The organism is Rhizobium sp. MHM7A, assembly GCF_005862215.1.
GTDB lineage: Bacteria > Pseudomonadota > Alphaproteobacteria > Rhizobiales > Rhizobiaceae > Rhizobium > Rhizobium bangladeshense.
This window is the reverse complement of sequence record NZ_VCHT01000012.1, coordinates 166,275-180,307: the sequence shown is the minus strand read 5'-3', so window position 1 is coordinate 180,307 and position 14,033 is coordinate 166,275. Positions and strand designations below refer to the sequence as shown.

Here is a 14,033-nt window from a genome sequence, read left to right as displayed (position 1 = left end):
ATATGGTCAGCTTGGATTCACCTGTTACCGTTGTTCGGCCACATCTGATTGAATTCGGTGTTGGGGCCGCCGGGCGGCTCGGGGCCTGGGCCACCAGCAAGGGCTATTCCAGAACGCTGGTTATCTCGGACGCCTTCAATGCCGCACGCATAGATGTCTTGCGGCTGGATGGCGAGGTTTCGATTTTTTCGGATGTGACGCCCGAGCCGGATATTGCGAATCTCGACAAGGTGCTTGCAGCGGCCGAAGCTGCGCAAGCAGATCTGATCGTCGGCTTCGGCGGCGGCAGCGCCATGGATCTTGCCAAGCTCGCTGCCGTGCTTGCCGGCTCTGAGCAGACACTTCGCGAAGTTGTTGGCCCGAACAAGGTTCAGGGATCGAGAAAAGCAGCGCTCGCCCAAGTGCCGACGACATCGGGCACGGGCAGCGAGGCCGGCATTCGCGCGCTGGTCACCGATCCCGAAACTAAGGCGAAACTTGCGGTCGAGAGCCTTCATATGCTCGCCGATATCGCCGTCATCGATCCGTCGCTGACTTTTTCCGTCCCGGCCCGCACCACTGCCGCAACCGGCGTCGATGCGATGGCACACTGCGTTGAGGCCTTCACCAATCGAAAGGCGCATCCAATGATTGACATGTACGCGATCGAAGGAACGCGGCTTGTCGGCAAATATCTTCCGCGAGCCGTCCGCGACGGCTCGGATGCCGAAGCCCGCGCCGGCCTTTCGCTTGCATCCCTCTATGGCGGTTTCTGCCTCGGTCCGGTCAATACGGCGGGCGGCCATGCCCTCGCCTACCCGCTTGGCACCCGGTGGCATGTCGCGCATGGAGCCGCAAATGCGCTGATCTTCCCACATGTTCTTGCTTTCAACACGCCGGCCGTGCCGGAAAAGACGAAGGCGATCATGGAGGCGCTCGGTTACGACACGTCCGAAACCGTAAAATCGGTTTTCGATGCGGCCTACGCGTTCTGCGCCGAGCTCGGCATCGAGATGACCTTGTCCGGCCTCGGCGTGGCTAAAAACGATCTCGACGCCATGGCCGACGACGCTTTCGCCATCCGCAGGCTCCTGGATAATAATCCGCGCGAGTTGACGCGCACTGACATACGCTCGATCTACGAAGCAGCCTATTGAGGCCGCGCTTTCAAGAGGAACTGACCGATGGACAGAAATGCAAAAGTTGCAGTAACCCTCGGCGATCCAGCTGGCGTTGGCCCGGAGGTGATCGTGAAGGCACTGGCGGCATTGCCAACAGATGAGCGACGCGACTTCGTCATCGTCGGCAATGGCGAAGCACTGGAACGGGCAGCACGCGCGACCGGCGTCGGCCTGGGTTTCGGCCCCTCCGCCTCTGAGGACGGAAATACGATCGCAGTCGACGAAGTTCCGCTCGGCGCCGCTCTACCCGAAATCGGCAAAGTCAGCCCCGTCGCCGGCGATGCCTCGGTGCGCTACATCACCCGCGCCGTAGACCTCGCCATGTCGGGACAAGCCGATGTCATCGTCACCGCCCCGATCAACAAGGAAGCGATGAACCTTGCCGGCCATCACCATGACGGCCATACCGGGCTTCTCGCGCACCTCACAGGCTCAAAGAGCTCGTTCATGCTGCTCGCCTCCGAACGGCTGAATACCATTCACGTCTCGACCCATATCTCGCTGAAGGGCGCGATCGAACGCGCCAAGACAGAGCGCGTGCTGGCGACCATCGAAGCCGGCCACAGACATTTGCTCCGCCTCGGCAAGAAAGCGCGCATTGCCGTCGCCGGCCTCAATCCGCATTGCGGCGAGAATGGCCTGTTCGGCACCGAGGACATGGAATTCCTGGCGCCGGCCGTCGAGCAAGCGCAGGCAAAGGGCATTGACGTTGTCGGCCCGATCTCCGCCGACACAGTCTTCGCACGCGCCTATAACGGCGCCTTCGACCTGGTCATCGCCCAGTATCACGATCAGGGCCATATCCCGATCAAGCTGGTCGCCTTCGAGACGGCCGTCAACGTCTCGCTCGGCCTGCCGATCGACCGCGTCTCGGTCGATCACGGCACCGCCTTCGATATCGCCGGCACCGGCAAAGCAAATCACGTCAACATGCTGTCGGCTATTGCCTATGCCCGGCTGATGGCGCGCTCGCCGCGCCAAAGGACCTGATCCGGACTCACGGAGGCACCCGCGGGAAACATTCGCGGTTGCCGCGTTAAATCCCGAACAGACGACGATCCCAGAAGACAGGCTCGTGTAGACTCGCCGTGATCGAGGCGAATTCCGGATGCGCCGGATTGATCAGAACGTTGCGGTCGACGCGGGCGACGACGCTCGGCACCAGCAGGATGGCGCTACGCTTCTCCTGACACCAGCCTTCACCGAATTCCTGGCTGACGGCTGCCGGCATGCTGTCCCAGCCCGGCAGCGCGGGCTCGGAGAAAACCTCGTAGCCGACCCCGCGCGGTATGGTGATGGTAACATAGTGCTGGTTGGGCGGCAGCCGCCCGCTGCCATGGACGAGCTTTTCGAGAAGCGCCGTCGAATAGTGTTCGCTCGTATAGATGATCGGGCTGCCTGCCGTATTCCACCGCCCCGGCGCAATGGTCGAGCCAGTGGCGTCGAAGATCGGATAGGTTCCGTCAGGATCACCGATGCGGACGGATGTCAGCGTGCGGTCCAGGCGTTGCGCGCTCACGCAGCGCTGCCGTATTTCAGGCTTCCGAGGATATCGAGAACGAGTTCGCCGCCGATTTCGCTCTGGATAACGAGGTCGATCGGCCGCCTGTCCTCCAGCATCGCATGCGGCCGAAATAGAAAATTACGCGCCTCGTCTTCGGTCTGCCAGACGTCCAACGCCAGGCTCCAGACTCGCGCGACACGGGCGAGCTTTATGCCCTCGTCGGAGGAGAGCCGATGCTTGGACTTGCGCCGCTCGTAGGTGGCCTTCGGAACGAGGCGGTATTTGAACTGGATATCATCAGGCGCCAGAAGCAGGGCCATGCGATCGAGCGCCTTGACCGGCAATCCTTCCTCGATACTGGAGAGCAGGCCGAAGGCCGAACGTGATGCCGGCTCCCGGGCGGGCAGTCCCAGAACATCGGCCACGACAGCAAATCCCACCATAATCATGGGTCCTTTTCACTTGAGGTTATATTTGGTCTCAAGTGAGCCAATGTTCAATAGCGCCGATCCGGCTTATCTTCGATAGCGGCGGATTGCCGCGCCGCCGCCGTTCCGGCCGGCTCCCGTTTGCCCAGGCGGCGTTCGCTCGTGCCGGGGCCTCAGCTTTGCCCCTGATGCAGCCAACGGAAAATCCGCTCGATCTGGGCAACAACGGCAAAAAAGACGATGCCGGAGAGAGAAGCGAGCACGACGGCGGCAAAGAGCCTTTCCGCCTGATAGTTGAACGTCGACTGAATGATGACAGCGCCCAGCCCCTGGTTAGAGCCGATCCACTCCCCGACGATCGCGCCGATCACACAGGTGGTTGCTGAAATGCGCAGCGACGCAAACAGCAATGGGGCGGACCGTGGCGCGCGCAGGCGCCAGAACGTTTCCCACCCACTCGCCGAAAGAACATGCATCAGCTCAAGCTCGCTTACAGTAGCCAGATTGAGGCCCCGGGCGGTATTCACCAGGGTTGGGAAGAAGCATATGAGAGCGGCGATAATGACCTTGGGGAGCATGCCGAGGCCAAAGATGAGAATGATGATCGGCGCGAGCGCCAGCACCGGAATCGTGTTGAAGAGCAGGACAACGGGAAAATAGGCGGCCTGGAACCGCGGATTATAGACAAAGGCAACCGCCAGTATCACGGCGAGACTATTGCCCAGGAGGAAGCCGAGGCCCGCCTCGCCCCACGTGGGGACGGCGTTCGACAGCATGAAGCGCCATTCGATGCCAAGAGTACGCATGATCGCCAGCGGCGTTGGAACGATATAACTGGGAACACCGAGCGCCGGTACCAGCCATTGCCAGGCTAGGAGCAGCGAAAAGGCGCCGATAACGGGAAGGCCGATTGCCTCTGTGAGGGACAACGGACGGTGCGTCATGCAGCCGCACTCCCCTCCTGCAGCAATCCCCGCAGATGGGCGGCGGTCTCCTGGACATCGAGGCTCTCGCGCCGACAGAGGCCGCGCTCGTCTTTCAGCGGTTTTAGGTCGATCAGCGCCTGGACGCGGCCCGGATTGGCGGCCAGGACCAGCACGCGTCCGCCGAGATAGATCGCCTCGACGACGCTGTGGGTCACGAACAGGATGGTCGTGCCGGTCCGGCGCCAGACGTCAAGAAGCTCATCGTTCAGTCGTTCGCGGGTGATTTCGTCGAGCGCACCGAAGGGTTCGTCCATGAGCAGGATATCCGGCTCGCATTGAAGCGCGCGCGCTATGGCGACGCGCTGGCGTTGTCCGCCGGACAATTGATGCGGATAGCGGTCGGCCAGATGCGACAGGCCGACCAGCTCGATCCAATGGTCGGGCCGCGGATCGACCGATCGCGAGATGCTCTTCTTACCCACCTGCAGCGGCAGCGCGACATTCTCCCGCACGGTCCGCCAGGGTAACAGCGTTGCGTCCTGAAAGACGAAGGCGACCTCGCGCCCCCGGCGCGCCTCCGAGGCAGTCCTGCCGAGCACCGACAACCGCCCGTCAAGGGGCGGAAGAAGATCTGCCACCGCACGCAAGAAGGTCGACTTGCCGCAACCGGAAGGGCCGAGAATGGTCAGAAACTCGCCCCTGCCGACGCTGAGGTCGACGCCGGAAAGAATGCGGGTCGTCTCGACGGCGCCGGCATAGCCGACCGCCAGATTCTTGGTTTCGATGGCCACTGCTTCAGGCAAATCCGCTCTCACGCAATCTTTGGGCGGTCACCCGCGGTCATATCCAATATCTCAGTCGTATAGCAATCCTCCAGCTTCGGCGCGCCGCTCTTGAACTGGCCGATCTTGTCGTAGACGGAAATCTGCTCGGCGAGAGCGGCTGGATCGAAGCTGCCCCAGCCGTCCCTGCCGGTCTCTGCGTCGAAGCTCAGCGACAATATGCGCGGCACCGTCTTCAGTTCTGCGGCAAGATCGAGCTGCGGATAGGCCGCCACCGTCAATTTCACCGCCTCCTCGGGATGTTCATGCGTCCAGGCCCAACCCTTGGCGACGGCACGCAGCACCTTTGCCAGCGTCTCGGCGTGGCCGTTCACGGCATCGTCGGTGGCGAAATAGACATTGGCGTAGGATGGCAGGCCCGTGTGCTTCATCATCAGATCGATGCGGTCGGGGCCGATGACGGAAAGGGCCTGCGTGTTGGTGATCCATCCGGTGACCGCATCGACCTGGCCGGTCAGCAGCGGCGTCATGTCGAACCCAATATTGGAAATGGCCAGGCTCGAGGGATCGATATTGTTCTTCAGGAGGATGGCATCGAGCACGTAACGGGCCGTCGGCTGGATGCCGATACGCTTGCCGACCATATCCTTGACGGTGCGGATCGGCGCCTTGGGCAGCGAATAGAAGGCGAAAGGCGCCGTGCGGAAACCGCAGGCGAAGATCTTGATCGGCACGCCGGATGACCGGGCAAGAAGAAGCTGCGCCGAATCCGAGAATTGACCGAGCTGCGCATCACCCGTGATCACAGGCGGCACCGTTGCCGAATTGGGACCGCCAGGGGAGAACTCGACGTCGAGACCCTCGGCCTCAAACAGGCCTTGCTTGGCGGCAACGATATCGCCGATCTGTCCATTGCTCATCAACCAATCGTATTTGATGACGACTTTGGATGCGGCGGCGTTCGAATGACGCGGTACGAACACGCTGATCCCCGCCGTCGCCGCGGCGAGGGCGAAGGCTCCACCCTTCAGGACGCTACGCCTGCCGACCATGATTTGTTTGTCATACCCGTTCATTTGCTTACCTTCCCCTAGTTGGTTTGCCGAACGGCTGGCTGGGCCGCTATGCTGGTTATCGCGAGTCGATGTCGCCGACCGGGCCGCCTTCCGACCACGCATAGATCTCCCAGAGATTGTCGTCCGGGTCGGCGAAATAGCAGCATCGCGCATTCCAGACGTAATTCTGCGGCGGCGCGTGGAAGAGCACGCCGGCGGCTTTCAGCTCCGCATAGGCAGCATCGACCTGCTCTGGCGAGGCAAGCTCGATGGCCGCGCAGGCCTTGTGCACGCCCGGAGGAGCCCGGCGGCTTGAGACACCGGTATTCTCGGCGATATGCGCGATCTCCCAGAGCGCCAGCGTCACACCCGCGCCTTTGAAATCGGCAAAGCCGAGAGCGCGGCGGCGCGGTCTGAAGCCAAGCCGCTCGACATAGAAGGCAGACGCTCTTTCGATATCCTCGACCAAAAAACAGATGTCGGTAATCGGATTGATTTGGGCAAAAGCGGTCATACAGGCCTCCTGATGGGAAAAGCCTCGCAGACAACAGTCTCAAGGGATTTCAAATTCGTGCGATTATCTTTCGCAAAATTGCTGATTCGCCGTCCGCGGGCGCCGACTCAAAGACGGACCGAACGCCGGTATTCCTTCGGTGTCGCCCCCATCAGGCGGCGAAAGACGCTGGAGAAATGCGCTTGGCTGGAAAAGCCTGTAGCGTAAGCGATGCTTGCAAGCGTCTCCTTGCCATCGGCGAGATAAAGTCGCGCCCGCTCGATCCTGCGTTCGAGGACGAAGCGATGCGGCGCCACGCCCGCCGCCCGTTTGAATTCCCGGCTGAAGTGAAAGGGGCTCATATGGGCCACACCGGCCAGCTCCTCCACACTCAGATCGGATTTGCCAAGCAGGTTCTCGATGTAATCGATCACGCGCCGGAGATTTTCCGATGTCAGCGGACGATCGCCGGCCTCAGGTCTGGCGCCCAGCAGTTTTACAACGCAACAGGCAAGTGCCATTCCCAGATGCTGCATCAAAAGCAGATCGTCGCGCCCGGTCTTCTCGACTGCAAATGCAAGAGAAAGTGCAACCTGCAGCGTTGTCGGATCAGTCGTCGCGCTCAGTGCATCACTATCCCAATGCTCCGGATCGAAGCGAGAGCCCCCGAGGCTGCTGTAGAGCGCAGGCGACTGGAAGATCGAGATGTAATCCGCCGCATCGCCCTCGACTTCAAGGACCGTGGCAGCCGGTTGAAATCCCAGGGTGAACGGCGGCCTTTCAACTTTGCGGAACGCCCCGCTTCCAAGCCGATAGGCATATTTTCCGTGCGCCGTACGGTTGATCGAGATTCTGTGAAGCGAGCCCTTGGAAACCATCTGTCCCGCAGCGCTGCGATAGGTCTCAACAATCATGTCGCGTTGGACGAAGGCCTTGTAGCCTCCAAGGGATGGCCGGCTAATTGAAAAAATCTGCGGGTCGATATCGGGCATTGTTTCATTCTCCCTGGCAGGGAAGAGGCAAGTTGCGCGCCAAATGGAAGCCAAGCGTCGCGCTGGATATCGACGTCGTGGGATAAAACCCGACCGTGCCCATTTAAATCGTGATTTTCTGCCCGCTGTCATGCCACACGGCACCACGACCTGGCAGGCGTTCATCATCAGCAAATTTGGTCGCATGCGCAAGAATTATGCAATGCATGCTTCTTCCTGATCGGGTGGCTGCAGACCCATCGGATCGCTCTCAACAGCGCGCGGCATCCGAAATCATTCCCGGCCACGGCAAACCGCAGCCAGGTATGCGCTTTTGCTCCATCCACTCTTTTTCTCGGAGATGGTCTTTTTGGAAATTCGTTTCTCCCCATTCCTATTAGTACACTTAATTTATAGACAACATCAATTTGGAGAGTGGGAATGACCATCGAAAAATCCGGAAGCAGTCTCGGAAGACGAGACCTGTTGAAACTGTCCGCCGCGGCCGGGGTTGCCTTCGCCGGTGCTTCGCTCATCGGGCAGAAGCCGGTTTTTGCGGCCGAAGAGCTGTCGCTGAAAGGCAAGCGCATTGCCATCAGCGCCACCGGGACCGATCACTTCTTCGACCTGCAGGCCTACAATGCCCAGATAGAAGAGGTGAAGCGCCTCGGCGGCGAGCCGATCGCCGTCGATGCCGGGCGCAACGACGGCAAGCTGGTCTCGCAGCTCCAGACGCTGATCGCTCAGAAGCCAGATGCGATCGTTCAGATCCTCGGCACGCTGAGCGTCATCGATCCCTGGCTGAAGAAGGCGCGTGATGCCGGCATCCCGGTTCTGACCGTCGACGTCGGCTCAACCAATTCGATCAACAATACCACATCAGACAATTGGGGCATCGGCAAAGACCTAGCGCTGCAGCTCGTCTCCGATATCGGCGGCGAAGGAAATATCGTGGTCTTCAACGGCTTCTATGGCGTGACCCCCTGCGCAATCCGCTACGACCAGCTGGTCAACGTCGTCAAATATTTCCCCAAGGTGAAGATCCTCCAGCCGGAACTGCGCGACGTCATCCCGAATACGGTACAGGACGCTTTCACCCAGATCACGGCGATCCTCAACAAATATCCGGAAAAGGGATCAATCAAGGCAATTTGGTCGGCCTGGGACATTCCCCAGCTCGGCGCGACTCAGGCGCTGACGGCAGCAGGGCGGACCGAAATCCGCACCTATGGCGTCGATGGCAGCCCCGAAGTGCTGCAGCTCATCGCAGATCCGAATTCGCCTGCTGGCGCCGATGTCGCGCAGCAGCCAGCTGAAATCGGCCGCACCGCCATCCGCAACGTCGTCAAGCTACTCGCCGGCCAAACGCTGCCGCGCGAGACCTACGTTCCCGCACTTCTGGCCAATAAGCTGAATGTCGGCGAAGTCACCAAGAAACTCGGCATTGGCTGACGCAGTCTGATGGACGGTCCGGCCGTGCCGGACCGCTCACTATTGGCACCACGTCGGGATGGATTGCATGACTGCCATTTCCTTGAAGCAGCCGGTGACGGCGCGAGACGACATCATCCGCTTCGAAGGCATCGTCAAACGTTTTGGCGGCGCACAGGCGTTGGCAGGAGCGTCGCTGATCGTCAGGCGCGGGACCATCCATGGTCTCGTCGGGCAGAATGGCGCCGGTAAGTCGACGCTGATCAAGCTCCTTGCCGGCGTCCATCAGCCGGATGACGGGCGGATCGAGATCGAAGGACAGACGTTCGAAAGGCTGACGCCGCATCTTGCCGTAGAGCTCGGCATTCACTTCATTCACCAGGACCGGTTGCTAGTGCCGACCTTCACCGTCGGCGAAGCGCTGTTTCTCGGCCGAGAACCGCACATATCGGGCACGCCTTTCCTCGACCGGCGGCTGATGCAGCGCCACGCCTCCGAGATCCTCAACGACTATTTCGGCGTCCGCTTGCCAAACGCTGCCCTGATCGGCGAATTGTCGACCGCCGAAAAGCAGATCGTGCAGATCACCCGCGCCCTGCTCAACCAGCCGAAGGTGCTCGTCTTCGATGAGCCGACGGCGGCCCTGGTGCGCCGCGAGGCCGACATCCTCTTCCGGTTGATCCGCCGACTGCGCGATGAAGGCGTGACCATAATCTACATCTCGCACTACCTGAACGAAATCGAGGAGCTCTGCGACCACGTCACGGTGCTGCGCAACGGACTTGATGTCGCTTCGGCGCCGATCGGCGAGACTTCGGCCGCAGCGATCGCCCGGCTGATGGTCGAGCGGGATATCAAGGAGATGTTTCCGAAGCCTGAGGTTAGGCCCGGCGAAGAGATGTTCAAGGTCGAGCAGCTGTCGGCGCCGGGAAAATACAGCGACATCAGTTTCTCGCTTCGCCGTGGCGAGGTGCTCGGCCTCACCGGCCTGCTCGGCTCCGGCGCAAAAGAGTTGGTGCGAGCTCTCTTCGGTCTGGAGACGCCATCTTCCGGCCGCGTCGAAATAAACGGCAAACCGGCCCGTCTTACCAATCCAACGCAGGCGGCCGGCCATGAGGTCGCGCTGGTGCCAGAGGATCGCCGCCGCCACGGCGTTGCGCTCGATCTCAGTGTCGCGGAAAATACCAGCCTTTCAAGCCTCGGCCGCCTCTCGCGTTTCGGCTTTCTCGACCGCAAGCGCGAACGGCGCGAAGTCGATGCCCTGATCACGCGGCTTCAGGTGAAGACCAGCGGGCGGAACGCGCTTTTGCGTACACTCTCGGGCGGCAACCAGCAGAAGGTGGCGATCGCCAAGTGGCTCAGCCGGCACTCGGAGATCTATCTCCTCGACGAGCCGACGGTCGGCGTCGATATCGGCTCTAAAGTTGAGATCTACACGCTGATCGGCGAACTCGCGGCGCGGGGCGCCGGCGTCATCGTACTGTCTTCGGATCTGCCAGAACTCATCGGCATCACGGATCGCATCCTCGTGCTCTTCCGCGGTCGCGTGGTGCGGGAATTCATCTCGTCGGAGACCTCTGCGGATGCCGTGCTGGCGGAATCGACCGGATCGTCGGAGGGACAGCGCCATGTCGGCTGAAGTGGAATTCGCACCTGCCGGCTTATCGGCAATAGAACCGCCTCTGCGGCCGACCGGCACCATCGCGGCTGCGGCGCTGCGCTTCGGATCATTGATCGCTTTTGCAGCCATTCTCATCGTCTTCTCGCTCACAGCCCCTTATTTCCTCAGTGTCGGCAATATCGGCAATGTGCTTGGTCAATCCGCGATTTCAGGCGTGCTCGCCATCGGGCTGACGGTTGTTTTGATTGCCGGTGGCTCCAATGTCGTCACCGGCGGCATCGATCTCTCGCTCGCGGCCAATATGGGTCTCAGCGCCGCCGTCTACGCCACCTTGACCCAACTCGGCTACGGCGACGCGGCGGCGATCTCGGCGGCAATTGGGACAGGGGCGCTGATCGGCACCGTCAATGCCATTGCCGTCGTCTATGCCGGCATCGTGCCGTTGCTTGCTACACTTGCCGTGATGAACGTCGTCGCCGGCCTCGAACTGGTGCTGACCCAGAATACCGTGCTGCCGGCCTCAACGCCCTTCCTCTCGGCGCTTTCGGCGTCCGGTCCCTTAGGCCTGCCCGTTCTTGCCTACGTGCTTCTCGGTTTCACGGCACTTGCAACGGCTATCGTCCAATACACGCCGGTTGGCCTGCGCCTTTATGCCGTCGGCGAGTTCCCCGATGCGGCGCGCGCCGCCGGCCTGCCGCTTCGCCGGCTACTATCAAGCGCATTTGTCGCCAGCGGCGTGTCCGGCGGGATCGCCGGTACCTTGAGCGTCTCTTATCTGAGCGGCAGCACGACCGGCTCCGGGGAGATGCTGTTGCCCGTCGTCGTCACCGCTCTGCTCGGCTCGGTCTTTTCGCGCCGGCTGGTTCCCACGATCACCGGCACTTTCCTCTCGGCCCTGCTGGTCGGTTTCCTCACAAATGGCTTCCAGCTGCTCAACATTTCGAGCACGCTGGTCAGTGGCGTCCAGGGCGCGCTCATTCTCATCGTGGTCTCAGCGACCACCCTGTTGCGCCGGCAGGAGGCTTGATCATGTCGCTGCTGACTTCAACATCAGCCTTCACCGACTTGCCGCGGCTCATCGCTGCCGGCGTGGTGCGTTACGGGCTCATTCTGGCGCTCGTGGCGGTGTCCGCCATCTTCTCCGCGGCAACGCCGACATTTCTGACGCTCGCCAACCTTCAGAGCATCCTGGTCAACAATTTTACGCTGCTTGCCATCGTATCCATCGCCATGACCTTCGCCGTCTCCTCGGGCGGCATCGATCTCTCTGTGGGAACGGCAATGGATTTTGCCAGTTTCGCCTTCGTCTCCCTCGTGCTGGCGGGTCAGCCGGTGGCGGTTGCGGCCCTTGCCGGACTGGCGGCAGGAGCACTCGTCGGTGCCTTTAACGCGCTTCTGATCTCAGGGATCGGCGTCTCTCCCTTCCTTGCAACGCTCGGCACGCTGTTCATCGGCCGAAGCGTGCAGCAATTGTTGACCAATGGCGGCAACCCTGTCTACCTGCCGCCGAGCGGCGTGCCGGAAGCCTTCCGCTTTCTCGGCCACGGCACGATCGCCGGCTTTCCGGTGCCGCTTGCGGCCGCAATCCTCATCATAGCCGCCGCCGCGGTCGTCTTTGCCCGCACGCGCTTCGGCCGCGTCATCCTGTCGATCGGCATCCAGCCGGCGGTCGTGCGCTATTCCGGCATCGCTGCATCGGCCCATATCGCCGCAACCTTCGTCATCGTCGGGTTGATCGCGGCTGTCGCCGGCTTGATCCTGACGGCGACCGTTAACGTCTACATCCCCTCCTCTGGCAACGCCTTCCTGCTGAACGCCATCGGCGCGACCTTTATCGGCACGACGCTCAGCCCGCTCGGGCGGCCGAACGTCGGCGGCACCGTCCTCGGCGTGCTGCTGCTCAGCATCGTCGCCAACGGCCTCCTGCTGACCGATTTGAATTTCTACTGGCAGCAGGTCGGGACAGGCACGCTGATTTTTGTCGTGCTCGCCCTGAGCTTCATCAACAGGAAAGCCGCCACCCGCGCGTGAGAGCTGCAGTATCCGCGGAATAGGTCAGCCCGCCGCTGTATCCGAGATCATCCGTGACACGGCATTCTTCCAACCGATGATCTTGGCCTGCCGCTCGGTCTCTTCCATCGAAGGGCTGAAGCGGCGATCGCAGGCCCAAGCCTGCGCAAACTCCCCTTTGCCCGGCCAGATGCCGGCTTTCGAGCCGGCAAGCCAGGCGGCTCCGAGCGCCGTCGTCTCGCGGATCGCCGAGCGATCGACGGGATTTCCGGTGATGTCGGCCAGGCACTGCATCGTCCAATCCGACGCTGCCATGCCGCCATCCACGCGCAGCACGGTTTCCAACTGGTTTGCGCCCCAGTCCTTTTTCATGGCCACCAGCAGGTCGAGCGTCTGATAGGCGACGGATTCAAGCACGGCGCGGGCAAACTCCGCCGGGCCGCTGTTGCGCGTCAGGCCGAAAATTGCGCCGCGCGCGGCCGGGTCCCAATAGGGCGCGCCGAGACCGGTGAAAGCGGGAACGATATAGACCTGCTGTCCGGGGTCGGCCTTGGTCGCAAGCCCCCCCGCCTCGGAGGCCTGGTTTATGATGCCGAGCCCATCGCGCAGCCATTGGACGGCGGCACCGGCGATGAAGATCGAGCCTTCAAGCGCATAGGTCGTTTCGCCGTCGAGCCGGCAGGCAATCGTCGTCAGCATGCGGTTGGAAGAGGAAACACGGTCCCTGCCGGTATTGAGCAGGGCAAAGCAGCCGGTGCCGTAAGTGGATTTCATCATGCCTGGCTCGAAGCAGGCATTGCCCACCGCCGCCGCCTGCTGGTCGCCTGCCACACCGAAGATCGGGAGCGGGGCGCCGAACAACGCCTCGTCCACCTGGCCGAAATCATCGGCGCATTCCTTCACCTCGGGAAGCATGACGGCCGGGATGCCGAGAATGCCGAGAAGCTCCTCGTCCCACGCGCCGTCGTCGATATTGTAGAGCAGCGTCCGCGACGCATTGGTCGCATCGGTGGCATGCACGCGACCATCAGTCAGCTTGTAGATCAGCCAACTGTCGATCGTGCCGAAGCAGACTTCGCCCGCCTCCGCCATTTCGCGCAGGCCATCCACATTATCGAGCAGCCAGCGCAGCTTCGTTCCTGAGAAATAGGGATCGAGCAGCAGGCCGGTCTTGGCGCTGAACAACTTCTCATATCCGTCGGCCTTCAGGCTCTCGCACATTTCGGCCGTGCGCCTATCCTGCCAGACGATCGCGCGGTGAAGCGGTGTTCCGGAGCGGCGATCCCAGACGACCGCCGTCTCGCGCTGATTGGTGATGCCGATCGCAGCGATTGCGTCGGCGTCCAAGCGGGCATCGGCGATTGCCCCTCGCACGGTATCGATGACGGACTGCCAGATTTCGGCGGCGTCATGCTCCACCCAGCCGGGCTGCGGATAATATTGGGTGATTTCCGCCTGGGCCGAGCCGGCCATTTTCATGTCGCCATCGAAGATGATCGCGCGCGAGGACGTCGTGCCTTGATCGATCGAAAGAATGTAGCCGCTCATAACCGTCTCCAGCTCGCACGAAACCGGTCCCTGCCGCCGGGCGGCAGGGCGCGGATAATTTGTGAGAGAAAGATTGTGGGGTGCCACCGGCTAATCGCCGGTGG

The 14,033-nt window shown here is 61.7% G+C and carries 15 protein-coding genes; 7 read left to right on the top strand and 8 right to left on the bottom strand.

The genetic code is table 11. The features are described from left to right. The first annotated feature begins 2 nt into the window (after window positions 1–2). Window positions 3–1,136, top strand: a complete 1,134-nt coding sequence (locus tag FFR93_RS30365; protein WP_138395895.1) for an iron-containing alcohol dehydrogenase — start codon at window positions 3–5, stop codon at window positions 1,134–1,136. A gap of 27 nt (window positions 1,137–1,163) precedes the next feature. Further along, window positions 1,164–2,150 (top strand): 4-hydroxythreonine-4-phosphate dehydrogenase PdxA, encoded by a 987-nt coding sequence (gene pdxA / locus FFR93_RS30360; RefSeq protein ID WP_138395894.1) that lies wholly within the window; start codon window positions 1,164–1,166, stop codon window positions 2,148–2,150. A 46-nt stretch (window positions 2,151–2,196) separates the two neighbouring features. Here pdxA and FFR93_RS30355 read toward each other — a convergent pair whose 3' ends face one another. From FFR93_RS30355 to FFR93_RS30325, 7 genes are all read right to left on the bottom strand, one after another. Continuing rightward, entirely contained in the window at window positions 2,197–2,679 is a 483-nt protein-coding gene (locus FFR93_RS30355; protein WP_138395893.1) for an RES family NAD+ phosphorylase, read from the bottom strand. Beyond that, window positions 2,676–3,107 (bottom strand): antitoxin Xre-like helix-turn-helix domain-containing protein, encoded by a 432-nt coding sequence (locus FFR93_RS30350; RefSeq protein WP_138395934.1) that lies wholly within the window; start codon window positions 3,105–3,107, stop codon window positions 2,676–2,678. Before FFR93_RS30350 ends, FFR93_RS30355 begins: the two co-directional genes overlap by 4 nt. Before the next feature lie 158 nt (window positions 3,108–3,265). Next, a complete protein-coding gene (locus FFR93_RS30345) occupies window positions 3,266–4,036 on the bottom strand; it encodes an ABC transporter permease (protein WP_138395892.1) in 771 nt (256 codons plus the stop codon). Then, complete coding sequence (locus tag FFR93_RS30340; protein WP_138395891.1) at window positions 4,033–4,821, bottom strand: ABC transporter ATP-binding protein; 789 nt, start codon at window positions 4,819–4,821, stop codon at window positions 4,033–4,035. Before FFR93_RS30340 ends, FFR93_RS30345 begins: the two co-directional genes overlap by 4 nt. Before the next feature lie 8 nt (window positions 4,822–4,829). Continuing rightward, on the bottom strand, window positions 4,830–5,876 hold the full coding sequence (locus tag FFR93_RS30335; RefSeq protein WP_138395890.1) for an ABC transporter substrate-binding protein: 1,047 nt from the start codon (window positions 5,874–5,876) through the stop codon (window positions 4,830–4,832). Between the two features lie 55 nt (window positions 5,877–5,931). Continuing rightward, complete coding sequence (locus FFR93_RS30330; protein ID WP_138395889.1) at window positions 5,932–6,369, bottom strand: VOC family protein; 438 nt, start codon at window positions 6,367–6,369, stop codon at window positions 5,932–5,934. A 107-nt stretch (window positions 6,370–6,476) separates the two neighbouring features. Further along, a complete protein-coding gene (locus FFR93_RS30325) occupies window positions 6,477–7,340 on the bottom strand; it encodes an AraC family transcriptional regulator (RefSeq protein WP_138395888.1) in 864 nt (287 codons plus the stop codon). Between the two features lie 43 nt (window positions 7,341–7,383). Between FFR93_RS30325 and FFR93_RS41070 the strand changes: the two genes are divergently transcribed. The 5 genes from FFR93_RS41070 (at window position 7,384) to FFR93_RS30305 (ending at window position 12,402) form a co-directional block, all read left to right on the top strand. Continuing rightward, window positions 7,384–7,560: a hypothetical protein gene (locus FFR93_RS41070; RefSeq protein ID WP_171049278.1), complete on the top strand. Its 177-nt coding sequence runs from the start codon at window positions 7,384–7,386 to the stop codon at window positions 7,558–7,560. A gap of 200 nt (window positions 7,561–7,760) precedes the next feature. Further along, window positions 7,761–8,771 (top strand): sugar ABC transporter substrate-binding protein, encoded by a 1,011-nt coding sequence (locus tag FFR93_RS30320; RefSeq protein WP_138395887.1) that lies wholly within the window; start codon window positions 7,761–7,763, stop codon window positions 8,769–8,771. A gap of 67 nt (window positions 8,772–8,838) precedes the next feature. Then, window positions 8,839–10,389 carry a sugar ABC transporter ATP-binding protein gene (locus FFR93_RS30315; RefSeq protein WP_138395886.1) on the top strand — a complete coding sequence of 517 codons (1,551 nt, stop codon included), beginning with the start codon at window positions 8,839–8,841 and terminating at the stop codon, window positions 10,387–10,389. Further along, window positions 10,379–11,398, top strand: a complete 1,020-nt coding sequence (locus FFR93_RS30310) for an ABC transporter permease (RefSeq protein WP_138395885.1) — start codon at window positions 10,379–10,381, stop codon at window positions 11,396–11,398. The genes FFR93_RS30315 and FFR93_RS30310 overlap by 11 nt, the downstream gene beginning before the upstream one ends. A 2-nt stretch (window positions 11,399–11,400) precedes the next feature. Beyond that, window positions 11,401–12,402, top strand: a complete 1,002-nt coding sequence (locus tag FFR93_RS30305) for an ABC transporter permease (protein ID WP_138395884.1) — start codon at window positions 11,401–11,403, stop codon at window positions 12,400–12,402. 24 nt (window positions 12,403–12,426) lie between these two features. Here the strand turns inward: FFR93_RS30305 and glpK are convergent, their stop codons facing one another. After that, window positions 12,427–13,929 carry a glycerol kinase GlpK gene (glpK, locus tag FFR93_RS30300; RefSeq protein WP_138395883.1) on the bottom strand — a complete coding sequence of 501 codons (1,503 nt, stop codon included), beginning with the start codon at window positions 13,927–13,929 and terminating at the stop codon, window positions 12,427–12,429. Window positions 13,930–14,033 lie beyond the last annotated feature (104 nt).